We start from the raw sequence: 24392 nt of genomic DNA on the forward strand, positions 1-24392 counted from the left end.
ATAACTTTGGGTTGTGCAGATAAAAAACAGCCTTTTACAACAGTTTTCACACCAAGCTACCCCGCAACAGGAACAGGTATTTTCCATTTTAGGGGAATTCTTGCATACATTTTCCCAGGAATCATGCTTTATCCTAAAAGGTTATGCAGGTACAGGTAAGACCAGCATCATCAGTGCCTTGGTAAAAACCCTAGGAAAATTCCAGAAGAGATCGGTATTATTGGCACCAACCGGTCGAGCTGCCAAGGTGATGTCCTCCTACTCGGGCAGGAATGCACTGACCATTCATAAGAAAATCTACAGAAAGAAAAATGCCGTTTCCTTGGATATGCAATTTAGTTTAGCGGACAATATCCATGAAAACACCCTTTTTATTGTGGACGAAGCATCCATGATCAGTAACGAGGGCCATAGTATGTTTTCCAATGGCTTATTACATGATCTGATCGAATTTGTACAATCGGGTGAGAATTGCTGCTTGATGCTTGTTGGCGATACAGCACAGTTGCCGCCCGTGGGTTTGGAACAAAGCCCTGCATTGGATCCTGAATATATGAATGCAGAGTTTGGTCTTCAGATATTCAGTTATGAAATGACCGATGTGGTCCGTCAGGACAAAAACTCTGGAATTCTGTACAATGCTACCAAAATCAGGAATGAAATCCGCTTGGATGAAGAATTTGTAGAATACAGCTATCCGCAATTTGTCACCAAAGCCTTCAAAGATATCTTTCGGATGAATGGAGAACGGCTGATAGAAGGTTTGCATTATGCTTATGACAAATTTGGTATCGAAAACGCGATGGTTATTTGTCGATCTAATAAATCAGCCAACCTTTACAATCAGCATATTCGAAATCAGATCTTGTTTAGGGATGAGGAAATTACAGGTGGTGATATCGTGATGGTGGTTAAGAACAATTATTATTGGTTGCAGGACAACGATGAGAAAAACACTGGTTTCATTGCCAATGGTGACATGGCAGTCATCAAGAAAGTAAGTAATGTACATGAAATGCATGGTTTTAGGTTTGCTGACCTATACCTTGAGTTTATGGACAATAACGAGGGAGATGCCATCCGATGTCGGGTCTTATTGGACAGCCTCTATGTTGACTCACCCAGCTTGCCCTACGAGCAACAACAAAAACTATATAACAGTATCGCGGAGGATTACCAGGATATTCCAGCAAAAAAAGACAGAATGGATTCCATCAAAAAGGATCCTTATTACAATGCACTACAGATCAAATTTGCCTATGCCATAACTTGCCATAAAGCACAAGGTGGGCAATGGCCATTGGTCTTTGTTGACCAAGGGTACATGAACGATGAAATGCTGAACACTGAATTTATGCGCTGGTTATACACAGCCATCACCCGTGCCACCCAAGAGCTTTTTCTGGTTAATTTCAACGAAAAGTTTTACGAAGCCTAATCCTATCAAAAATAATACATGAAAGCTTCTTTTTTGGGGCAGTAAATGGATATTTTCGCTGAATCTAATATTGACTAAATTACTAAAATGAAGCATTTTTTAACCTTTGTCCTATTGCTAAGTTTTGCAATATCACAAGGACAGGAAAAATCTACCTTAACCAAGCCAAACTACCAATTAGCCTCTAAGTTTTCTCCAAGCAAACTGAGCAAATTGATCTTCTCGACTGAGGTCAATCCCAATTGGATAAATTTTGGTGATAAATTCTGGTACGAATACAACAGTCCATCAGGCAAGAAATGGTATTTGGTAGATCCAAAGACCAAAAAGAAATCCGAATTGTTTGACCATGCCGATATGGCTTCCAGGATCACTTCCATTGTCAAGAACCCTTTCGATGCCCAGCACCTTGAAATCAGGAACCTTCGTTTCATGGATAATGAAAACTTGATCCGTTTTGAGGTCCAAAGCAGTAAAGACACCGTTAAGACAAAAGAAGAAATCCAAAAGCTGACCAACAAGAAAGATACAATCAAGAAGAAGCTGTATTATTTCGAATATAATATCAGCAACAACAACTTGAGGGAATTAGGCGAAGACAGTAAGGAAAAGACCAAATTGTTCTGGGCAAACTTTAATCCCGATACCAGTAGGGTTTACTATGCTAAAAACTACAACCTGTATTGGATGGATTATAGCAATTACTTGAAAGCGCAGAAGGATGAGAAGGATTCTACGATCGTTGAGCACCAGATTACCTCAGACGGGGTACAATATTATGCTTGGGGTGGAGACGAGTACAGCGTAACGACCGGTGATAAAAAATCGGAGGATGAAGAAAAGAAAAAGAGGAAACCGGTTTGGATCAATTGGTCCCCGAATGGTCAGTACTTTACGTTGACCAAAAAGGACAATCGAGAGTACAGTGCTTTATGGGTGATAAACAATGTCGCAGCAAAGCGACCTACCCTGGAAACCTATAAATATTTGATGCCGGGCGAAACAGATTCTACTGAAGTAGAACTCTATATATTCGACGCAAATACCTTAAAGCCTAAACAAATAAATGTTTCTGCATTCAAGAATCAAACGATTAGCAACTGGAGTCAGGACAGAACTAAAGAAAGTTATAAAGGCAAACATTATATCAATTATTGGTTAGGCAATAATGAGGAGTTCTATATCGCTAGGTCAAGTCGTGACTTAAAGCGGATTGATATTGTAGCGGTAAATGTGAACGGTAACAGCAGAACAGTTCTGGAAGAGCGCTCGAATGTATATCAAGATATCAAAAAGCCTTACTTCGTCAATAATGGCAGTCAATTTATCCATTGGTCCCAACGAGATGGTTGGGGACATTTCTACTTATATGATAAAAATGGAAGAATGATCAACCAGATCACCAAAGGTGAGTTCCATTGTGATGATTTGACCCGATACAATGAAGCTACAGGTACCTTGTACTTTAAAGCCAATGGCAAGGAAAAAAATATCGATCCATATTATACCTACTATTACTCTGTGAATAAGAGTGGTGGCGCCATTAAATTATTGACGCCGGGGGATTTCGACCATCAGGTTGTTAGCAGTGAAAGCAGCAATTACTTCATCGATAATTATTCCAGGGTAAACACTGCTCCAATTAGCAACCTTTATAATGCTAATGGGCAACTGGTTATGAAATTGGAAGAAACCGATTTGTCAAACCTATTCGCTGCAGGATATAAGTTCCCAGAACCATTTAAGGTTAAAGCTGGTGATGGAATTACGGATTTGTATGGCGTCATGTACAAACCATTTGACTTTGATTCAACCAAGACCTACCCCATTATTGAGTACGTGTATCCAGGACCACAAACGGAAGCGGTAAACAAGAGCTTTGGCAGATCGATGGACAGGATCGACAGATTGGCACAGATGGGCTTTATCGTAATCTCAGTGGGTAACCGTGGTGGACACCCTTCCCGTTCAAAATGGTACCATACCTATGGTTATGGCAACCTAAGGGATTATGGATTAGAAGATAAAAAGGTAGCAGCTGAACAATTAGCTGATAAATATCCATTCATAGACATTAGTAAAGTGGGAATTACGGGCCATTCAGGTGGTGGTTTTATGTCCACTGCTGCTATGTTGGTATATCCAGATTTCTTCAAGGTAGCAGTATCGGGAGCAGGTAACCACGAGAATAACATCTATAATCGTTGGTGGAGCGAAAGACATCATGGCGTTAAGGAAGAAATCAGTGCGAAAGGTGACACCACCTTCAGCTATACTATAAGCAGAAATACAGAATTGGCTAAAAACTTAAAAGGGAAATTATTGATTGCAACTGGAGACATTGACAATAATGTGCATCCGGCGAATTCAATCCGTATGGTAGATGCCTTAATCAGGGCCAATAAAAGGTTTGATTTTCTATTATTACCAGGCCAAAGGCATGGATTTGGCGATATGACTGAATATTTCTTCTGGAGAATGGCCGATTATTTCAGTCAGCACCTATTAGGAGCTTCTGAGATGAATGAGGTTGATATGATGGAAATGAATCGGGAAAAACCGCTTAAATAAAAATTCCATTTTAATATAAACAGTTTTTCTCCTTATTTTATGATCCATTTTAGCGGGTAAAATATGAGCGAAAAAACTGAAGATAAATTTAAAGAAGCCCTAATGCATTTTGGGGCTTCTGATTTAAATGAGGAAATCTTAAAGGTAGTCAGCCTAGATCAACTACTTCAATGGAGTATTGAAGAGAAAAATCCCCGCTTATGTTTTCGTAGTGCATGGGCAATGGAACATATCTTATTACAGAACCCTTCCCTATTTAAATGCATATATGAAAGATTGATCATAAACTATAAGGACTTATTTAATTGGAGTAGTTTAAGAAGCTATACTAAGCTATTAATGTGGATGCTATCCAACTCCAACACAAGTATTACCTTATCCGAAAAGGAAAAAGAAATGATCATGGAAAAGAGCTTTGCGATCATTGATCAGAGCGATTGTCCAGTAGCGGTAAAGGTCAACGCCTTCGATATCCTGTTCAGGTTAATTCCTACTTATGATTGGATTGGGAAAGAATTAAAGCTTATCATTGAACTGAGCCTAGAAAAAGAAAATACCCCTGCTTTAAGGAGCAGAGGTACTTATATTTTAAAGAGATTGAGCAAATTGGAATTAAAATAAGGTATTTCCTTTATTAAAATGATTTTTTCCTAAATGCTTGAATGCTAATTCCGTACACTCCCTACCTCTAGAAGTCCGCATAATGTAGCCTTCTTGGATCAAGAATGGTTCATACACTTCTTCAATGGTCCCTTCATCTTCACCCACGGCCGTAGCAATGGTTTTTAAGCCTACAGGGCCACCTTTGAATTTTTCGATGATCGTGCTTAAGATGCGGTTATCCATTTCGTCCAATCCATGTTCATCGACATTTAAGGCATTTAGTGCAAATTGGGCGATGGCTTTGTCAATGGATCCATTTCCTTTGATCTGGGCGAAATCTCGCGTCCTTCTCAAAAGGGCATTGGCAATCCTAGGGGTTCCTCGGCTTCTTCTGGCAATTTCAAAGGCACCTTCTTCAGAGATTGGAACCTTTAATATCTGGGCAGAACGCATAACGATATCTGTCAATAGCTTGGAATCGTAATATTGTAACCTGGAATTGATTCCAAAGCGAGCGCGCAGCGGTGCGGTCAATAAGCCAGAACGCGTCGTTGCTCCCACTAAGGTGAAAGGATTTAGAGAAATCTGAACAGAACGGGCATTTGGGCCCGTTTCAAGCATGATGTCGATTTTGAAGTCTTCCATTGCTGAATACAGATACTCTTCAACCAAGGGGCTTAAACGGTGTATCTCATCAATAAAAAGGATATCACCTTCTTCAAGGTTGGTCAATAGACCAGCCAAGTCGCCCGGTTTATCCAATACAGGTCCTGATGTTATTTTGATCCCTACTCCCATCTCATTGGCAATGATGTGGGATAAGGTGGTTTTACCCAATCCGGGAGGACCATGTAAAAGTACATGGTCAAGCGCTTCTGCACGTAGCTTAGCTGCTTTTACAAAGATGGAAAGGTTCTCCAATATCTTAGCCTGACCGGTAAAATCTTCGAAAGTCTGCGGACGAAGCACCCTCTCCAAGTCTTTATCAGTCGACGTTAATCTTTCAGGATTGGGGTCAAGGTTTTCATTCATATCTTGGAACACAAATCTTTAGTAAACAATTATCTCTCGTATTTTTTAAACAAGCTATTGAATTTCATTTGAATAACTCCAAAGAAAGCTTCTTTAAATATCTTGGTGCTCATTTTTGAAGTACCTAAGGTTCTATCTGTAAAAATAATAGGAATTTCCACAACATTGAAACCATATTGAATGGCAGTGAACTTCATTTCAATTTGAAAGGCATAGCCCACAAATTTGATCTTATCCAAAGGTATGGTTTCTAAAACTTCTCTCCTAAAGCATACAAAACCTGCTGTAGCGTCCTGGATCTTGATTCGCGTAATCAACCTGACATAAGCCGATGCAAAATAAGACATCAATACACGGTTCATCGGCCAGTTTACCACATTCACCCCTTTGATATATCGGGATCCAATTGCCATATCAGCTGATCCTATTTTACAGGTTTCACGAAGGCGGATCAAATCATCGGGATTATGGCTAAAATCAGCATCCATTTCGAAAATGAATTCATAAGAGCGGCTCAGCGCCCATTTGAATCCATGGATATAGGCCGTACCTAAACCCAACTTCCCTTTTCGTTCTTCGATAAAGAGTCGATCAGCGAATTCTGTAGCCTGAAGTTCTTTAACAATATTTGCTGTTCCATCCGGAGATCCATCATCAACGATAAGGATATGGAAATCTACTTCTAATGAAAAGACCTTTCGAATGATTCGTTCTATGTTTTCCTTCTCGTTGTAGGTAGGAATGATTACAATGCTATCTGACACGCCTTAAATTTTGATGGCGTAAAGTTAAGCAATTAGTCCCAAACAATTAGGTTCGGTAACAGAAGATGTTTGGGGGTTGAACGAGGATGCAAGGGATTAGAGGATGGACCAAGATTTGGGTAAGAACCAGGATGCAAGGGATGAGAGGATGGGCCAAGATTTAATCCGATGATTGATCGGCATCTCAGCGGTTATCGAGCGAAGCCGAGATGCCACTCGATGTGCGTCTAGACCCAGCACTGGATTAACTATCACAAACACAAAAGCCGGATGTTTACACCTCCGGCCTTTGAATAATTGTTGAATTAAATATTAATTTACCCCATGCATTAATTTCTTAATATATGGCGATAGAATAATCAAAATTGCACCTGCAATCAAGGAATATAATCCTAATTGCTTATAGCCTTCGGTATAGGTCAAGAGTTTATCCATCAATGATGCGCCTTCTCTAGCTTCAGCCATATTGGCACCGATCAGGCCAGCCACATATTGACCATAGGCACTGGCTAAAAACCACATTCCCATCATGATCCCTTGCAATTTAGCTGGAGATAATTTGGTCATAATGGATAGACCGATTGGAGAAAGACAAAGCTCCCCTATCGTAATCACCAATAACGCCGCAGTAAAGATGTCCAGGGAAGTCATTCCATCTACTGCAAAGAAACGGGTAGCAAAAAGCACATAATAACCCAAGCCCAGGAAGATAAATCCTAATCCAAATTTGATAATGGTATTGGGTTCGATTTTTCGTTGCGCCAACCATAACCATAACAGTCCAAATAGAGGTGCTAAAATAATAATGAAGAATGCTCCACCGGAGTTATTCACTCCATTAGGGTCCAAACGGAATGCTCCGCCTGCCACGGTATCATTTAGGTTGTTGGCTGCAAATATGCTCAATGAGCCCCCACTCTGTTCGTAAATCCCCCAGAATACGATGGAAAACAGAATAAATATCAATGCAGCGATCAATTTATGGCGTTCCTTTTTCTCGACTTTGGACATCTCATAAAAAAGATAGATCAGGGTCAAAGGACCAATGGTATACATAAAATAATCGGTGTACTCCGTTTTAGAAACCATAACCTGGATCAAAGGGACGAAAATCAAGGTACTCGCATACACTGCATATTCAACCCATTTAGGAAGGGGTTTTGTTTTGACAATAGCGTCTGGATGCCCAGGTTGCAATCCAATTGGTCCCAACTCATGCTTGGTAAATTGGAAATTGATCAAACTGATCAACATCCCTAATGCCGCAAGACCAAAAGCTACATTCCAACGGTGAGCCTCATCGATGACAGAACTCAACATATAGCCTTTTCCAATCGCCACACAGATGTATCCACCTAAAAATGCACCCAGGTTAATTCCTGCATAGAACAATGAAAATCCGGCATCACGACGGTTGTCATTGCTTTTATAGAGCTCTCCTACCATGGTCGAAATATTAGGTTTGAAGAAACCTGTTCCGATAATTATGAAGGCCAAGCCAAAGAAAAAGAACTGATGGGTATCAATGGCCAGTAATACCGAGCCTACGATCATCAATAATCCTCCGAAAAAGAGGGATTTTCTAAAGCCTAGAATTTTATCTGCGAAGAGTCCTCCGATGAAGGTAAAGGCATAAACAAATGCCTGGGTTGCTCCATATTGAAGATTGGCCTCTTTTTCTCCAAAATTCAGTTGTGTAATCATAAAGAAGACCAACATCCCGCGCATCCCATAGAAACAGAATCGCTCCCACATCTCTGAAAAGAAGAGTCTCCAGATCTGCTTTGGATATTTGCCTTTAAAATCTTGAATCTCCTCAAGAGTTTTTTGTGCCTCAGTAGCCATTATATTTAATTGTATTTATTATTCTATTTTACGCCGTGCATCAGCTTCTTCACGATTGGGTGAAGTAACATCACGATAATTCCAGCTGCAATTGGCACAATAGTGAAGATCAAGAAAAACGTACTCAAGGAATACTGATTGGTGATAATTTCAATCTGACCACCAATAATGGCTGCTAATTTATTTCCGATTGCCAATGCCAAATACCACATCCCAAACATAAAACCGATCATCCTTGCCGGGGCAAGTTTGGAAACATAGGAAAGACCTACCGGTGAAAGACAGAGTTCGCCAAGGGTATGGAACATATAGGCCAAGATCAACCAGACCATCGATACTTTTACGCCTTCTTGGAGTCCATTTGCACCAAAAGCTAATAATCCAAAACCGATTGCCATTACAATCAAGCCCATTCCGTATTTCACGGTTGCGGGTGGGTTATATTTAGAGTCCCATATTTTAGAAACGAAATTAGCAAAGGTGATGATAAAGAAAGAGTTCATGATCGAGAACCATGAAACAGCGATTTCCGAAGATTCGGCAGTGAATTCACGGTACAGCATCCATAATGCTAAACCCCAAACAGCTGCAAAGCAAATAACCTGTACAATATTGGAGAGTGGTGCCTTGCCAAAAGTCTTTTTGGTCAGCATGGTCACTGCATAGGTTACAAAGATTAATGGGACGATGGTCAGTAAGGTATTGACCACATTGAAAATAGTCAGGGAATTACCCGATAAACTTCTGTCTACACTATCTCGTGCAAAAATCACCAAGGAAGAGGCTCCTTGCTCAAAAGACATCCAGAAGAAGATAACGAAGAACGCAAAGATGATAACTGCGATCAAACGATCTCGGACAACTTTGGTATATCTAGCCAATCTTGAAATAACAACAAACAGGAAGATGATCAATGCTGCAAAAATGGCAACATTTTGGCCTGCAGTAGTTCCTACCTGAAGACTAGAGAAGATATCTAAGCCTGAAATCTTAGAAAGTGGGTCATTGAATGCATAGCCCAATCCTAGGATGGTCATGATAACAATCAAGAAGATATCTAATTTTGTAAATGGATTCGGTTTATCATCTGGGTTTGCCAATGCTGCAGCTTCAGCTTTTTCAGCTTTAACCTCTGCTGTAGGCTTATCTCCAACCTTTCCGAAGATGGGTTTGGCATACCAGAACTGTAAAGTCCCTAAAAACATAAAGATACCAGCTAATCCGAATCCCCAGTGCCAACCGACCTTTTCGCCTAAATAACCACAAAGCATCATTCCAAAGAAAGCCCCTGAATTGACCCCCATATAGAAAATGGTATAGGCAGCATCTTTCTTTTGCGGGAACTTCTTGTACATCTCAGATAAAATGGAGGTCATATTCGGCTTAAAGAATCCCGTACCTACCACCAAGGCACCAAGCCCTAGATAGAGGAATAAAGGTGTGTCAAAAGCCATAAACAAGTGGCCTAAGGTCATGATGGCAGCACCAATGACAATGGCATATCGATAGCCTAAATACTTATCGGCTAAAATACCACCAAATATGGGTGAAATGTAGAGCAACATCGCATAGGTACCATATAAAGCGCCGGCTTGGACTGGATCCCAACCCCAACCTGAAAATGGACTGCCTGAAATAATCGCACTGGTTAAGAAATTGATAAGTAACACGCGCATTCCGTAGAAGGAAAAACGCTCCCACATTTCTGTGAAAAACAAAACAAATAAACCGGAGGGATGACCTAACACAAGGCTTCCGTCGATTCCCTGTTTCTCTAATTCTTCTGAAAAAGAAGCATCTGAAGCTTGACTCATAAACTGTAATTTCAATCAAACGCGAAGTTTGAATTTGTAAAAATAAAAAAACTTTCAGGATTCCTTAGAATCCATTGATGGGGTAATTTTTTTAAGCGCCATTAAAGGCCTATATCTTGGAATGAAAAAAGCCGAATGTTATTAAGATTCGGCTTTTATATTTGTTTCAATTTAAATCAGTTTTGTATTAACTATCTACTAGTGGATGCCATGCATCATTTTCTTCAATTTACCGTTGAAGATCAATAATAAGATAGCTACCAAAATAGGAAGTGCTGCAATGATCAAAAAGAAAATGGTCATGGAATAAGTTTCAGTGATTTTATCAATGAATGAACCCGTCATACCTGCTATAAAGTTTGCAATCGCTGAGGCAGTAAACCATAATCCAAATAATAGACCAGCAAATTTCTTAGGAGAAAGCTTACTTACATAAGAAAGACCTACGGGAGATACACATAACTCACCTGTAGTATGGAAGAAATAGGCTAAGATCAACCAGATCATGCTCACTGATGCAGTCTGCGCCCCTGAAGGGATCGACATCGATCCATAAGCTAATGCAAGGAAACCTACGGCTACCAAGATCAACCCGAAAGCAAACTTCACTGGACCCGAAGGGTTCCATACCTTTTCCCATAATTTAGAAAAGGAAGAAGCTAGGGTGATAATAAAGAAGGAGTTCAAGATCTGGAACCAAGAAACCGTAACTTCTGTCGTTTCAATAGAGAATTCTTTATTTACCTTCCAAATACCCAATGCCCAGATAATTGCGAAAGAAATGGCCGTAAAAATCACAGTCAATGGATACTTGCTGAAAATCTGTTGGGATAATTTGAAAAGGACAAAGGTTACGATCAAGATCGGGAATATGGTCAAGGCTGCATCGACCCATTTAAAGATCTCACCCGTATCGCCATCAAGAACACGTTGGGTATAGTTCTTTGCAAAAATGGTCATCGATCCTCCGGCTTGCTCAAATGCAAAAAAGAAAAAGATACTGGCAATCATTAATACTGCTACCACAACCAAACGATCTCTTACTACGTTTTTAGGCGTATGATCTTCTTCTTGAATGTTGTGGACATGTTCCTCAGGTGAGTGAACCGTTCCTGGCTTTTCACCAATGACGCCGAAGATCTTTTGTGCGAAATAGAATTGAATCATACCGAAGAACATAAATACTCCTGCTAATCCAAATCCGTAATGCCAACCCTCTTTTTCACCGATATAACCACACAATAGCATTCCTAAGAATGCACCTGAGTTAATCCCCATGTAGAAAATCGTATAACCAGCATCTTTTTTCGCAGATGTATCTGGATATAACTGACCCACCATAGATGAAATATTTGGTTTAAAAAGACCATTACCTAAGATCATCAAGACAAGACCGACATAGAAAAAGGATTGCGAAGTACCTTCGAGGGCCATGGACGCATGACCGAGCGTCATGATCAAAGCTCCTAAGAGGATAGCTTTGCGATATCCAGTCAACTTATCGGCTATCATACCCCCTATTAAAGGAGTCAAATAAACCAAGCCGGTATACCAAGCGTATAACTCCATGGCATCTTGATTGCTCCATCCCCAGCCTTGCTTAGAAATTTCAGTGATTAGGAATACGGTCAGAAGGGCTCTCATTCCGTAATAACTGAAACGCTCCCACATCTCAGTAAAGAATAGGACAAATAGACTTGCAGGATGTCCCATTACCATTTTGTCGTCCACTCCTTGTTTGGCAAGGTGCTGGACCAACTCTTGGTCTTTTTCTTGATTCATCGGTTATTGATATTTACGTTAATTAAGATTTTTTTAGAACAATATTTTTTCCGGATAGCAAATTAACAAATTTTTATTTACAATTAATACTAAGTTAACAGCCCCTAGCGGATTTAACATTCAATTGTTAAGATATCAATTTCAGCCAAAAGTTTAATCAATCCATCAAAGTCCTATTAATTTTTTTAATGAAAGATTTAAATGAAAACAGGATTTAAGTTGATATATTTAAAACATTAACCTATATAAGACATAAAAAAGATAAAGAATCCACACTTTTATCGAAATAAATTTATTTTTCTTGTTTTTTGAATTTCAATTAAAAACAAAAGGCAGTAACAGGAAATCATTGGAAAATAAAAAACAAAATAGTTGTGTAAACAATTTATTACGTAGAGCTTGAATAATACGCAGATGGTTAAATTAAATAAAAAAGAGGCAAGAATCTACATTCTTGCCTCTTTCTCTATATGATGGGCTCTTATTTAAATTTCTCCAATAAAGCCTTAGTCAATTTGATTCCTTCATCTTCAGAAATCTTATCTCCTTCGAATTCAATTCCTACATAGCCATTGTAGCCAGCGGATTTAACGATCTGCATCATCTTCGCATAGTCGATACCTGTATCATTGCCGTTCGCATCGAAAGCATGAGATTTAGCACTTACGCCTTTAGCATACGGCATAAGATCTTTTACTCCTTGATAGCGATCGTACTCATAGAAGTTACCGAAATCTGGCAAACTACCACAGTTTTTCTTACCTACTGTTTTCAAAACATCTGCCAACCAATCGCCATGTGAAGAAATTCCACCATGGTTTTCAACCACTACAGAAATCTTACCTTTTTTGCCATAATCAGCTAAAGTAGACAAGCTTTTAACCACTTGGTCCTTAACTTCTTCTTTAGTTCCCTCGCCAGCAGCATTTACGCGGATAGCATGACATCCAAGGAAATTAGCAGCGTCGATCCATTTGTAATGGTTTTCTACAGCTTGCTTACGTTTAGTTTCATCGCGATCCCCTAGACTTCCTTCACCGTCGATCATGATCAATACGTTTTTCACGCCATTGTCCTTAGCACGGTTATTCAAATCTTTTAAGTAAGTCATATCCTTAGCTTTATCCTTGAAGAATTGATTTACATATTCAACTCCATGGATACCAAAGTTTTTTGCAGTATACTCAGGAAAATCAATATTTTTCAAATCTCCTTTGAATAGTTTTTTATGTAAAGACCATTCTGCTAATGAAATTTGAAACCAGTCTTTCTTAGCAGCGAATACATCTAGCGAAGGTGCTAAAGTTACTCCAGCTGTTACTAGACCTAAGTTTCTTAAAAACTCTCTTCTTGAACTCATGATTGTGTTATATAAATGTTATTAGATATTAGCCCATCCAGAGGTCAAAACATCGACAAGATGCATGGTCTTTATGGGAAGTTGATTTTTTTCAATATAAGCCTGTAATTGCAATAAACAGGACGAATCAGTAGATATAATATAATCTGCCTTGACGTTCAGCGCATTTTGCACTTTCTGTTCTGCCATGGCTGCAGAGATACCTTCAAACTTAACGGCAAAAGTACCACCAAAACCGCAGCAGGTCTCTTGATCGCGCATTTCAACAATGTCTAATCCCCCCACATGGCTCAAAAGGCGCCTCGGCTCCTCCTTGATCTTGCATTCCCGAAGTGCTGAACAGGAATCATGGTAAACTGCCGTTCCCACTAATTCTGCCCCAAAGTATTCCTTTTGCAAAACATTGACCAAGAAATCACTGATTTCAAAAATATTACGCTGTATGGCCCTGCATTTATTGTGTTCAATGGAATTGGTGAAAAGATCATCATAACCTCCCCTAACCATTCCAACGCAGGAAGCAGATGGACTGACAATGGGATGTTCTTCATTAAAGTCATTCAAGAACTTTTGTCCAATTTTCTTGGCATCGTCCCAAAAACCGGCATTATATGCGGGTTGTCCACAACAGGTCTGATCGGTATTGTATATGACCTTGCAACCTGCCTTTTCCAATAGTTTAACGGTATTAAAGGCTGTTTCAGGATATAATTGATCAATAAAACAAGGAATAAATAACTCTACTTTATGCATTAATCGCTTTCAATAATCTGTAATTTATTAAATTTTAAAACACGAAACAACAACAAAAACCCTATGATAAAATATACAGATAGGAACAATGCCGAATATCGAATGTTTTGTGTGATCTGTTCAATGATACCAAAACTGAACAAGCCAATCACAATGGCTACCTTTTCAGAGACATCATAGAAACTAAAGAATGATGTGGTATCTTCAATATGTTCAGGAATAAGTTTTGAATAGGTCGATCTAGACAAGGACTGTATCCCTCCCATCAATAATCCTACTGTAAAGGCCATTCCGTAAAACTGGTATTCGGTAGTCATGTAGAAAGATGCACAGCAAATCAGGATCCAAAAGAACACGACAACCAATAGGACTTTAATATTCCCGAACCTTTTGGCTGCAACGGACATGATATATGCTCCACCGATAGCTACAATCTGGATCAATAAGATGGAGGCTATCAGCTTACTTGCCCCTAAATTCAACACCTTTTCACCGAATGCCGCAGCAACGATCAATAGGGTTTGAATACCCATTGAATAAAAGAAATAGGCAGGTAAAAAGGTTTTTATAGCTTCAATCTGCTTAATTTGACCTAGAACACTCGTGAACTCCTTCTTCACTTTTGTAAAGAAAGGCAGGCGCTCAGATCCTACGGTCGGTCTGTTTCTAGGTAAGAATCGGAATGGTATCTGGGCAAATAGCAACCACCACAAGCCTACTAATAGAAAGGAAAAACGTGCTGGAAAAGATGCATCAGTGATTCCAAACCATTCTGGCTTGAAAATAAACACGAAACAAATGATCTGAAGGGTAACACAGCCTACATATCCATAAGCAAATCCCTGCGCACTGACCCTATCCTGTTGATCTGGGCTAGCAATAATGGGCAAGTAGGAATTATTGAAGGCTACTCCGCCAATATAACCCATTGCTGCTATGGCATAGCAGAAAATCCCCCATTCTAAGGTGTTGATCTTAAAGAAAAACAGTCCCATACATGCAATTGCACCGATATAGGTGAAGAGCTTCATGAAAAACTTCCGTTTTCCGGCAGCGTCAGAATAAGCCGAAATAAAAGGTAAACCCAAAGCCATCAATAAATAAGCAATGGAGAGGGCAAAATTGGAAAGTGCAGTATTGATGATCTCAAAACCAAAAAAGGAAACCGTGTCATTGGTTTCCGGATTTTTTGTAATGGTTGTATAATATACTGGAAAAATGGTGGAGTTGATGACCAGATTATAAGCAGAATTGGCCCAATCGTACATGGACCATGATCTGATTAATCTTTTATCATTCTTCTTGAATATTTTCATAAGATTTGCTTATGCGAATATACCATTTGATTTTAGAACTGGTTTAAAAATTTTCGTAGATATGGGTAACTATACGAACCATCTCCTTGCGGACTGGACTAGAGCTTCCCATGAAATTATTGTTTAAGAAAGAAAATACATAACGCTTTCCTTTCTTGGTTATGATATAACCACTCTGACAGTGAACACTATTGATCGTACCAGTCTTGGCCCATACGAATGCCTTTCCTCCCGGTGTTGGATATACATTCTTCAGTGTTCCTTCTAAGCCTCCTGCTGGAAATAAAAAGTGTTTGGCATTCTCGTCACGCACCTCATTGCTGATCTGTAGCAATACCTCCACCATACTTCTTGGGGTGATCTTATTGTAACTTGACAATCCACTTCCATCTCTCAATTCAATGGTATCACTTAATTTGCTGTAATAGGTGTCCATCATATATTGACGCAAATCTTCAGTCTTAAAGCTGTTGTACTTCAAAAAGGATGCGACCATATTGAACTGCTCTGCCAAGAAGTTATCACTTGGTAGCATCATTTCACGTTCTACAACTCTTTTTTCTACAGAATTGTAGATCTTGAAATCTTGAGGGAGCTGCTGATGAACCAATCCGACATCCTTTTTCAAGGTATCTTGGAGCAATAGAACCAAAAGACTATCGCTAGGACGGAATGGCTTTTCATTGACATAATTCTTTGGCAATGGAAGCTCATTGATTTCATATCTATTGTTCTCCAATGCTCTATGGATCCTATAACGTGTGGTGGTATCGGCAAGTTGCTTTACATCACGTTCGAAATAAGAAGGGAATAATTTCAGTTTGCCATCAACCTCCCTAAACTGCACGACATTACCATAAATGGGAAATGGGAACAATTCTGGTTGATAATAGAATTCATAATCTTCGATGGACCAGCCGTTTCTATAGGTAGGTTCTTGGGTAGGAGAACTTGAATAGAATAGTTTTTTATTGCTGTTTTTTAAGAAGTTATATACTCTTCCGTTATCCAATCTTGGATGCAAGAAACTAGGATCACCTGTTCCCCAAAATATCAAGGAATCTCCTCGTTCTACGTATGCAATTCCTGGGATAGAATCCCCGATCAGCTTCAGGGAAGCAAATAAGGTGAATACCTTTGTGTTTGATGCTGGAGTGAAATGCTTGTCTTGGTTATGGTTGTACACAAAGCGTTGTTCATCGACATCATATAGACTGAAACCGTAATAATGCTTGGGTAAAACTGTAGATTTTTGAAATTCATCATTTAGGTTGAGGGTAGATTGCGCTTTGGTAGTCAAGCAGGCCAATAAACCCATTAGGATTAGTATGCTTCTCATGCTGTAAACATAATAATTGTTTCGAATTTTAGGAAGAATGAAACAAAGATTTTATAGTAAAAGAGAAGGGCTGATCAACTGACCAGCCCATTCTTCTTTTATTGAATTAACCTAATAGTTCTATTTTAATGCACCATTGCTACGGTCAATTTCCACCTGAGGCACTGGCCAGTATTCGCTGTTTGCAGAGAATGTTAAGCCTTTGTATGCAGGTAGATAAGTGCCTTCAAATGAAGAATAGCTTTCCAGTACAGATTTAGCTACTCCCCAACGTACAAGGTCAAAGAAACGGTGTCCTTCCATGGCCAATTCAATACGACGTTCTGTTCTTACAGCAGTACGTGCATCAGCTTGATTAGCGAATGATGGATATGGCTTCACGTTATACGCTGCAGCATTGGCTCCAGTTCCTGTTTTCTTTGCAGGAAGAGTAGCAGCACGCTTACGGATATCATTGACCAATTTCAATGCTCCTGGAAGGTTATTTGCTTCAACCTCACATTCTGCAGCCATCAACCACACATCTGCTAGACGAATGATATTTACGTCTAAGCCTGTTAGGTAATTTGCTCCAGGTGCAGCATTGGTAGCAAATTGAGCAACGGGAATCATGGTTTTGATTGTTACGAATGGTCCAGCGTATTTAGCATCACGGATCCAAGCATTACCTGGCATAATTCCATAATCCAAATAAGAAACCCCTCTACGACCAACGGTATAATCCAAACGTGGATCGAACTTCAAGGTCACATCTAAAGCGTATGAATCTGTTGGGTTTTTCAAATCTGAAAGATATGGAGTCGCACGGTAAGCTGTGGTAGATAATGGAAGACCATTAGCATCAACTTGGAATGAATTCACTAAATCAATGGTTGGTTGATAGAAACCACAACATCCTACTGGTGAACTACCATATAGACCAGATAGCATATCCCCTACGTTGGAGTTATCGGCAGCGCCATTGGAATTGATGGCATGTTTAGCTACCATCACTACCTCAGGTCCATTTTCCTTGGTTACATCAAAGTTGTTCCAGTATGGCATGGTTGTGATATCCTTACCAGCCATAACCTCTTTGAATAGAGTCAAAGCCTGTGCATATTTCTTTTGATACAGATAAAGCTTACCTAAATATGCTTTTGCAGCATTTTTGTCCATACGACCAAACTCATCTTTGATTTTAGTAGCTGGTAAATTAGCAACTGCAAATTTGAAGTCCTCTTCAATGGTAGGCGTAATATCCTTGTCATTTGGAATGGTCTGTGCTTCAGCTGTAGTTATCGCTTCGGTAATGATTGGGACATTTTTAAAGATCCTCCATAAGAAGAAATTGTAATGACCTCTCAACATCTTTGCCTCAGCTTCGATTTCCTTAGCTCGCTCTGCAGAGATTTCTTTTGGTCCAGCTTGGTCTGCAGCTAGTAACTTCAAGGTATTGTTACAACGTAAAATACCTTCAAAGTATACTTGCCACATTTGGGACAAGTTGTCATTGGTACTGATCGCATTATAGGTTTCGATCATATTCATTGGTGTCTGGTCAGTAAGCTCTGAACCTTTGTGGGCATTGTCGGATGCAACCTCACCAAATAGCCACTGGCTAGGTGCCGAAGCATAATTACCCCATGTACCGCTTACATTACCATTTAAGATACTATATGCACCTATTAGTGCACCTTCCACACCATCTTTATTCCCTACCTGAGGCTCAGACAACTGGCCTTGAGGTAATTTCTGTAAAAATTCTTTTCCACAGGAAGTGACAAGTAGCATTCCCGCGCCTAAAAGAATCATTAATTTATTTCGTTTCATGATTGTTCTATTTAATATTCTCTACCTACTAAAATCCTAAATTAAGTCCAAATGTATACTGACGAGCTTGTGGATACACCCCAAAGTCAACACCCAATGCTGGATAAGCAGATGGAGTCGCTGAAACCTCAGGATCTAAGCCTTCGTATTTGGTAATTGTGAATAAGTTGGTAACACCTAAATATAATCTTAACCTATTGAATGTAGTGTTCTCACCAAATAGCTTTTTAGTTGGCAAGTTATATCCAATTTGGAAATTCTTAAGTTTCAAGAAACTTCCATCCTGCACATAATAAGAGGATGTTGCATATTCCATCGCACTTGTTTTGTCAGCTGGATTAGGTAGAGATGGGATATTGCTACCTGTGTTTGATTCACTCCATGCATCCAATACCCTTACGCTCTTCTGTCCGCGGAATACCCCGAAGTCTGTAAAGTAACGAGTAGCTTCATAAAGGTCATTCCCTTGTGAACCATAGAAGTATAGTAACACATCAAAGTTCTTATAAGCTGCGTTAATTTTTAAAGAGTATGTGAAGTCTGGGTGCGGATTACCAATGATCGTTCTGTCTCCTGGATCAATTTCACCGTTACCGTTCAAGTCTGCATATTTCAAACCTCCTGGTCTAGCGTCATCGTATGAAGGTGAATTATTCACATCATCAACACTTTGGTAGATACCGGTCACTTGGTAACCATAGAATGATCCAAATGGTTGTCCCTTTTGAAGGATAGAAGTTTCCATAGAACGGAAAGCACCATAGTTCACTTGAGATACGGTTGGAGCTAAAGCTACGACCTCATTCTTGTAGTTAGAGAAATTAGCTGATAAGTCTAAGGTAAATGGTTTCTCTTGTCTGTGACCATAGTGGTAACCCAAAGAGAACTCAAAACCTTTATTGCTCATATCACCGATATTTTGGTATGGAGAAGCAGCTCTACCTGCAGCAGCAGCTGGAAGTGGAACTAAGAACAACATGTCAGTCGTTTTCTTGTTAAACCAATCGATCGATCCGTCTAAATCACCGTTCAATACAGTGAAGTCTAAACCTACGTTCAATGATTTAACCTGCTCCCATTTAATATCTGGGTTAGAGTAAGAGTTTTGCCAGATACCATTCACCACGCCATTGTTGATTGGGTATGATGATTCAGTCAAGGAAGCCAAATACCTGTTCAAGTACTGGAATCCCGGGATACGTTGGTTACCTGTCACCCCGTAACCTGCACGAAGTTTTAAGTCAGTTAACCATTCCGCACTTTTTGCAAACTCCTCTTGAGAAATACGCCATGCAGCACTAACACCTGGGAAAACCCCGTATAAGTGGTTCTCACCAAAGTTAGATGAACCATCACGACGAGCGATCAAGCTCAATAGATAACGGTCTTTGTATGCATAGTCAGCTTTTCCCATTAAAGAGAACATACTTCCTATAGAACCAGAACCATTATTGTTGAAGTTCGAACTACCTGCGTTTAGATACAGATAATCCAAGCTGTTCATGATGAAGTAACCATTTCTACTGCCATCAATACCACGGTTTCTGTTTTTGATAGCCTCGGTACCAACCATTACGTTTAAGCTATGGTCTTCACCAAGATTAGGTTTATAGTTTACTGTATTGGTCCAAGTCCATTCTGTAGTATATCCCTGGTATTCACTCATTCCATTATTGAAACTACCTTCAGAGAATTCTGGGTTTGGATAAGTATAGCTTACTCCATTGTAGTTTTCATATCTCAAACCGAAGTTAGAGCGTAATGTCAAACCATCAATGATGTCATACTCTGCAAATGCGTTACCGAAGAAGAAATTAGAACGGTTCATATTGTCTTTAGCACGGTAAGCCAAAGCCACTGGGTTTTCACCGTTTCCTAAGTCCTTACCAAATGAACCTGCAAAGTTTCCACCTTCATCATAAACTGGGATAATGTTTTGGATACGGTAAGCGAATCCTAATACAGATCCTTCACCTTGGTAACCACCCGCAGTATTTGGATTAACTCCCATACCATGACCTTCTGTATAAGCATAAGAAAGGTTTTCACCGAATCTTAATTTCTTATTGAAAGCATTGAATTGGGTATTGGTCCTCACGTTATAACGACGGAAACCGGTATGGATAATACTACCTCTTTGATCTAGGTAACCCCCAGAGAATGCATATTGAGAAGTTTCATTACCTCCCGTTGCAGCTAATTGATAGGATTGAATTGGAGCAGTTTGTGATAATTCATCAAACCATTTGGTTCCTGATTTATTCGCTTTGGTGATCTGATAGAATGATGCACGATCTTTAGCGAAGTAGTTGTACTTGCTCATATCAGCATCTGCGGCAGTTACATCCCAGTTTGTTTTTGAACCTGCCAATAAATAATCTGGTAACTGTAGGTTAGTTCCATTGAATTTATTGTCGATATCCAAAATCTGCTGAGGAGTCAGCATTTTTGGGAATGAACCTTTGTTTGGAACTCCCGCACCTGCGTAAGCATCCAAAGTGATTTTGGTACTTCCTTCTTTTCCGGACTTGGTCGTTACGATCACAACCCCGTTATTCGCACGAGCACCATAGATTGAAGCAGCTGACGCATCTTTCAACACCTGCATACTTTCAATATCATTTTGGTTCAACCAACTCAACTTGCCTTCATATGGTACACCATCAATAATGTACAAAGGTTCGTTGTTGTTAATGGTCGAATAACCACGGATACGAATTTGAGGCGTAGAACCTGGCGCACCGTCGTTGACAATCTGCACCCCTGTAGCACGACCTTGCAAGGCTTCAACTGCACTACCAGCTGGCTGGGACTTCAACTCCGATACATTTACTACGGCTACAGAACCCGTTAAGTCTTTCTTCCTTTGCGTTCCATAACCGGTTACAACCACTTCTTCCAAATTACTGCTATCCTCCGTTAAAGAGATGGTAATCGGTTGAGTTGTGGAGGTCACTGTGTGACGAGTAGAAGAATAGCCTACATAAGAAATAATAAGGACATCGTTTGCTTGCGCATCGATTTCGAAATTTCCTGAAGCATCTGATGAGGTACTCGACGTCTTTCCGACGATTTTAATGGTGGCACCAGCAATTGGCTCTTGAGTAGCCTGGTTAATAATCTTACCTTTTACTGGACTTTGCATCGCATATAGCGGATGCATAGCGATTTTATTCCAAATTGAAACTTCTGATGCAGAGACACTGCTCATGGCGAGCACGCCCATTGAAATCAGAAGTCCATTTTTTAGCAATTTTTTGGGAATAAAAGAATTGCTATGGAACTTCATTGATCTTCCCATAATAGAATTTGTTAGTTAGTTTGTTAAATTATTAGTTCATTGTTTCAATAAATCTTAACCTCATGGCATAGCAATGCCATGAATTAAATATTTATTATTTAATAACCGTAGAAATCCCAAGTATGGGAGATCTATCTTCCTAAAAAGAAATGTATTTCTTTAAGTTATTTTGGTTTACTAATTGGAATTAAGTACTTGTTGATCATAAGCTGTTAGTTAAAGTTATATAGTTTATTAGTTATCGGTATTTATGGTACTTTCCCTCACTCTATGTCCCTCTGCTTAATATTAACAAAGTGTACATCAAACACTTTCAAAATTTCTGTTGTACTTTTCCTTCACATCAAAAAGGAATAATACAATAATAACAGGAATTGATTTTGTTTAGAATTAAGTTTACAATTAGAACTAATTTATGAATTATTTTTAAAAAACAAGAGTTTTATGAAACAATTTATTTACAATGAAAAAAGGAGGTAAAATACCTCCTTTTTTAAATCCTTTATTGAGAATCGATTAATAGCCCAAAACATATTTTAAGCCACCTATAATCTGTTTTTGAAAGTTAGGTTCGTAAAAAGATTCCTTGGTATGTCCTAAGCCAGTATAAAAAACTTTAATACCATCGTACTTCTGATACCAAGCAATAGGATGGAAATCACCCATCTTACCATTTTTGTATGACTTCTCATCCAGGGTCATCAATATTTTCAGGTCCGGTTTAACATTGGAGAAATCATACCATTCATCCTTATGCATCCATACCTTTGGAAGATGCTTTGTAGCTAAATGTTTTCTATTCTTTACATCGATCTTCGCTTCTTGTACGGCCGGATGGCTAGCAAAATAAGCCCCTACTAAATTATTGTACCATGGCCAGTCATGCTCAGTATCAGTAGCAGCATGAATACCCATAAATCCTTTTCCTGATTTCAAGAAATTCTGAAAAGCTACCTTTTGCTCCTCATCAAGTATGGTACCTGTAGTACTGAAAAACAAAACGGCATCAAAATTCTTTAGTGAATCCGCTAAAAATACATTTGCATCTTCGGTATGAAACATCCCAATATTTTCATCCTTCAACAATTTGGTCAGGACCTTCACTCCTTCTTCAATATTGTCATGCCTAAAGCCTGCTGTCTTGGTGAAAACTAAAACTTTTTTGGGTTTTTCAATGCCTGTTGCAAAAGCAAAACAGATACTTAAACAACAGATTAGGGTCAGTATGCAAATTCTTTTCATTTGTTTATTTGGTTTTTGATTGATAGTAATCTAGACTTTCGATGATGGCATCTTCTTCCACGTATTTATTAAAGTCACAATCCCCAATTTTCCTTAACAGCGCAAACCCAAGTTTATTGCCTTCATTCTTCTTATCGTTCTTCATCAATGCCAGCAACTCTGGGTAAACCGCCGAATTCAAATTGTATTTAGGATAGATTGATAATAGATAATCAACGAGCTCATCCAATTCAGCTATGTCTAAATTGTTAATTTTATGGGAAAGATACGCTTCACATATCATTCCAATAGCAATTGCTTCTCCATGTAATAAAGGATTTACATCGGTCACCAAAGAATAACCCTCAATGGCATGGCCAATAGTATGTCCAAAATTCAAGATCTTTCTCAAGCCTTTTTCTGTAGGATCCTCGAGGACAACTTTGTTTTTGATCAGCACAGAATCATACACCATACCTTCAGGTATAACAGGCAGATTCACTGTTTTACAACGGTTAAACAAATCCTTATCTTGAATCAAACCATGTTTTATGACCTCAGCAAATCCTGATAGGACCTGACGATCATCTAATGTTTCAAGAAATTTATTGGAAATAAAAACAGCCTTTGGTTGGCTGAATGTACCTATGATATTTTTCACATTATCAAGATCGATCCCAGTTTTGCCTCCAACAGAAGCATCAACTTGAGAAAGTAAAGTAGTGGGTACATTTAAAAAATCAATCCCTCTTTTATAGGTAGAGGCAGCAAAACCGCCCATGTCAGTCACTACTCCGCCACCTAGATTAAGCATCAAAGCTTTGCGGTCGGCTCCAAAGTCCAACATGGTTTTCCAAACACCTATACAGAAGTCTATGTTCTTGTTCTCCTCACCTGGATCTACCTCAATGATATCATAATCAACAATATCAGGTATGGCAGCCTGAATTACAGGTAGACAATGATCATTTGTGTTTCTATCCACAAGAATCAAGAGTTGCGAATAATCATGATCGATGAGAAAGGACTGCAGTTCATCTAACTCATCATCGAATACGACTTCGTATCCCAAACTATTAATCTTCTTCATATATATTTTCTACCTAAAGATAGATTTTTTTATTGAATGTAATTGGATTTTTAAAACTGTAAACAGATATTTTACAGAGCCTAAGAATTATTGAACCTTCACTTTATTGCCGTCGAATTCTACGATATCGCCGACCTTAACTTTCAATCTTTTCCTGTAATCTACTTGGCCATTGTACTTTACAAGGCCTTCTTCGACCACCCATTGGGCCATGGCACCATGCTCAACCCAGTTCATAACTTTCAATAATTGGATCAATTGGATGTAATCCCCTTCTAGTGTAAACGTTTGCATGAACAAAAGTAATTCTTATTGATAGTATTTACATTATTACAATGTTTTTAATTCATA

At 39.1% G+C, this 24392-nt stretch carries 17 protein-coding genes; 3 read left to right on the forward strand and 14 right to left on the reverse strand.

Features of this window, described 5'->3' with window-relative positions:
* Positions 1-13 precede the first annotated feature (13 nt).
* From CKW03_RS10790 to CKW03_RS10800, 3 genes are all read left to right on the forward strand, one after another.
* On the forward strand, positions 14-1438 hold the full coding sequence (locus tag CKW03_RS10790) for an ATP-dependent DNA helicase (protein ID WP_093096644.1): 1425 nt from the start codon (positions 14-16) through the stop codon (positions 1436-1438).
* Positions 1439-1525: 87 nt separating this feature from the next.
* On the forward strand, positions 1526-4009 hold the full coding sequence (locus CKW03_RS10795) for a S9 family peptidase (RefSeq protein ID WP_093096647.1): 2484 nt from the start codon (positions 1526-1528) through the stop codon (positions 4007-4009).
* Between the two features lie 63 nt (positions 4010-4072).
* A complete protein-coding gene (locus CKW03_RS10800; RefSeq protein WP_093096649.1) occupies positions 4073-4630 on the forward strand; it encodes a hypothetical protein in 558 nt (185 codons plus the stop codon).
* Here CKW03_RS10800 and ruvB read toward each other — a convergent pair.
* The 14 genes from ruvB to CKW03_RS10870 all read right to left on the reverse strand — a co-directional run bounded on the left by ruvB (position 4622) and on the right by CKW03_RS10870 (position 24335).
* Positions 4622-5644, reverse strand: coding sequence for a Holliday junction branch migration DNA helicase RuvB (gene ruvB / locus CKW03_RS10805; RefSeq protein ID WP_093096652.1), 1023 nt, complete (start codon positions 5642-5644; stop codon positions 4622-4624). The genes CKW03_RS10800 and ruvB overlap by 9 nt on opposite strands.
* Before the next feature lie 29 nt (positions 5645-5673).
* A complete protein-coding gene (locus CKW03_RS10810; RefSeq protein ID WP_093096654.1) occupies positions 5674-6408 on the reverse strand; it encodes a polyprenol monophosphomannose synthase in 735 nt (244 codons plus the stop codon).
* Between the two features lie 312 nt (positions 6409-6720).
* Positions 6721-8253, reverse strand: a complete 1533-nt coding sequence (locus CKW03_RS10815) for a peptide MFS transporter (protein WP_093096656.1) — start codon at positions 8251-8253, stop codon at positions 6721-6723.
* 23 nt (positions 8254-8276) lie between these two features.
* A complete protein-coding gene (locus CKW03_RS10820) occupies positions 8277-10067 on the reverse strand; it encodes a peptide MFS transporter (RefSeq protein ID WP_093096659.1) in 1791 nt (596 codons plus the stop codon).
* 198 nt (positions 10068-10265) lie between these two features.
* The gene (locus CKW03_RS10825) at positions 10266-11849 is read right to left on the reverse strand and encodes a peptide MFS transporter (RefSeq protein WP_093096662.1); all 1584 of its coding nucleotides are present in this window, start codon (positions 11847-11849) and stop codon (positions 10266-10268) included.
* 481 nt (positions 11850-12330) lie between these two features.
* Positions 12331-13209, reverse strand: a complete 879-nt coding sequence (locus CKW03_RS10830; RefSeq protein WP_093096665.1) for a sugar phosphate isomerase/epimerase family protein — start codon at positions 13207-13209, stop codon at positions 12331-12333.
* A gap of 21 nt (positions 13210-13230) precedes the next feature.
* Entirely contained in the window at positions 13231-13962 is a 732-nt protein-coding gene (locus tag CKW03_RS10835; RefSeq protein ID WP_093096668.1) for a (Fe-S)-binding protein, read from the reverse strand.
* On the reverse strand, positions 13962-15278 hold the full coding sequence (locus tag CKW03_RS10840) for an MFS transporter (RefSeq protein ID WP_093096671.1): 1317 nt from the start codon (positions 15276-15278) through the stop codon (positions 13962-13964). Before CKW03_RS10840 ends, CKW03_RS10835 begins: the two co-directional genes overlap by 1 nt.
* 43 nt (positions 15279-15321) lie before the next feature.
* On the reverse strand, positions 15322-16617 hold the full coding sequence (locus tag CKW03_RS10845; protein ID WP_093096674.1) for a D-alanyl-D-alanine carboxypeptidase: 1296 nt from the start codon (positions 16615-16617) through the stop codon (positions 15322-15324).
* Positions 16618-16737: 120 nt separating this feature from the next.
* Entirely contained in the window at positions 16738-18429 is a 1692-nt protein-coding gene (locus tag CKW03_RS10850; RefSeq protein ID WP_236736461.1) for a RagB/SusD family nutrient uptake outer membrane protein, read from the reverse strand.
* A gap of 28 nt (positions 18430-18457) precedes the next feature.
* Positions 18458-21730 carry a SusC/RagA family TonB-linked outer membrane protein gene (locus tag CKW03_RS10855; RefSeq protein WP_093096680.1) on the reverse strand — a complete coding sequence of 1091 codons (3273 nt, stop codon included), beginning with the start codon at positions 21728-21730 and terminating at the stop codon, positions 18458-18460.
* A 516-nt stretch (positions 21731-22246) separates the two neighbouring features.
* Positions 22247-22972, reverse strand: a complete 726-nt coding sequence (locus CKW03_RS10860) for a ThuA domain-containing protein (RefSeq protein WP_093096683.1) — start codon at positions 22970-22972, stop codon at positions 22247-22249.
* A gap of 4 nt (positions 22973-22976) precedes the next feature.
* The gene (gene aroB / locus CKW03_RS10865) at positions 22977-24041 is read right to left on the reverse strand and encodes a 3-dehydroquinate synthase (RefSeq protein WP_093096685.1); all 1065 of its coding nucleotides are present in this window, start codon (positions 24039-24041) and stop codon (positions 22977-22979) included.
* A gap of 87 nt (positions 24042-24128) precedes the next feature.
* Complete coding sequence (locus CKW03_RS10870) at positions 24129-24335, reverse strand: RNA-binding S4 domain-containing protein (RefSeq protein ID WP_093096688.1); 207 nt, start codon at positions 24333-24335, stop codon at positions 24129-24131.
* Positions 24336-24392 lie beyond the last annotated feature (57 nt).

This window comes from Sphingobacterium mizutaii, assembly GCF_900187125.1.
Lineage (GTDB): Bacteria > Bacteroidota > Bacteroidia > Sphingobacteriales > Sphingobacteriaceae > Sphingobacterium > Sphingobacterium mizutaii.

Coding starts and splice junctions, on each gene's coding strand:
- CKW03_RS10795 (WP_093096647.1), top strand. CDS start 1,526: ATGAAGCATTTTTTAACCTTTGTCCTATTGCTAAGTTTTGCAATATCA.
- CKW03_RS10800 (WP_093096649.1), top strand. CDS start 4,073: ATGAGCGAAAAAACTGAAGATAAATTTAAAGAAGCCCTAATGCATTTT.
- ruvB (WP_093096652.1), bottom strand. CDS start 5,644: ATGAATGAAAACCTTGACCCCAATCCTGAAAGATTAACGTCGACTGAT.
- CKW03_RS10815 (WP_093096656.1), bottom strand. CDS start 8,253: ATGGCTACTGAGGCACAAAAAACTCTTGAGGAGATTCAAGATTTTAAA.
- CKW03_RS10820 (WP_093096659.1), bottom strand. CDS start 10,067: ATGAGTCAAGCTTCAGATGCTTCTTTTTCAGAAGAATTAGAGAAACAG.
- CKW03_RS10825 (WP_093096662.1), bottom strand. CDS start 11,849: ATGAATCAAGAAAAAGACCAAGAGTTGGTCCAGCACCTTGCCAAACAA.
- CKW03_RS10830 (WP_093096665.1), bottom strand. CDS start 13,209: ATGAGTTCAAGAAGAGAGTTTTTAAGAAACTTAGGTCTAGTAACAGCT.
- CKW03_RS10835 (WP_093096668.1), bottom strand. CDS start 13,962: ATGCATAAAGTAGAGTTATTTATTCCTTGTTTTATTGATCAATTATAT.
- CKW03_RS10840 (WP_093096671.1), bottom strand. CDS start 15,278: ATGAAAATATTCAAGAAGAATGATAAAAGATTAATCAGATCATGGTCC.
- CKW03_RS10845 (WP_093096674.1), bottom strand. CDS start 16,617: ATGAGAAGCATACTAATCCTAATGGGTTTATTGGCCTGCTTGACTACC.
- CKW03_RS10850 (WP_236736461.1), bottom strand. CDS start 18,429: ATGAAACGAAATAAATTAATGATTCTTTTAGGCGCGGGAATGCTACTT.
- CKW03_RS10855 (WP_093096680.1), bottom strand. CDS start 21,730: ATGGGAAGATCAATGAAGTTCCATAGCAATTCTTTTATTCCCAAAAAA.
- CKW03_RS10860 (WP_093096683.1), bottom strand. CDS start 22,972: ATGAAAAGAATTTGCATACTGACCCTAATCTGTTGTTTAAGTATCTGT.
- aroB (WP_093096685.1), bottom strand. CDS start 24,041: ATGAAGAAGATTAATAGTTTGGGATACGAAGTCGTATTCGATGATGAG.
- CKW03_RS10870 (WP_093096688.1), bottom strand. CDS start 24,335: ATGCAAACGTTTACACTAGAAGGGGATTACATCCAATTGATCCAATTA.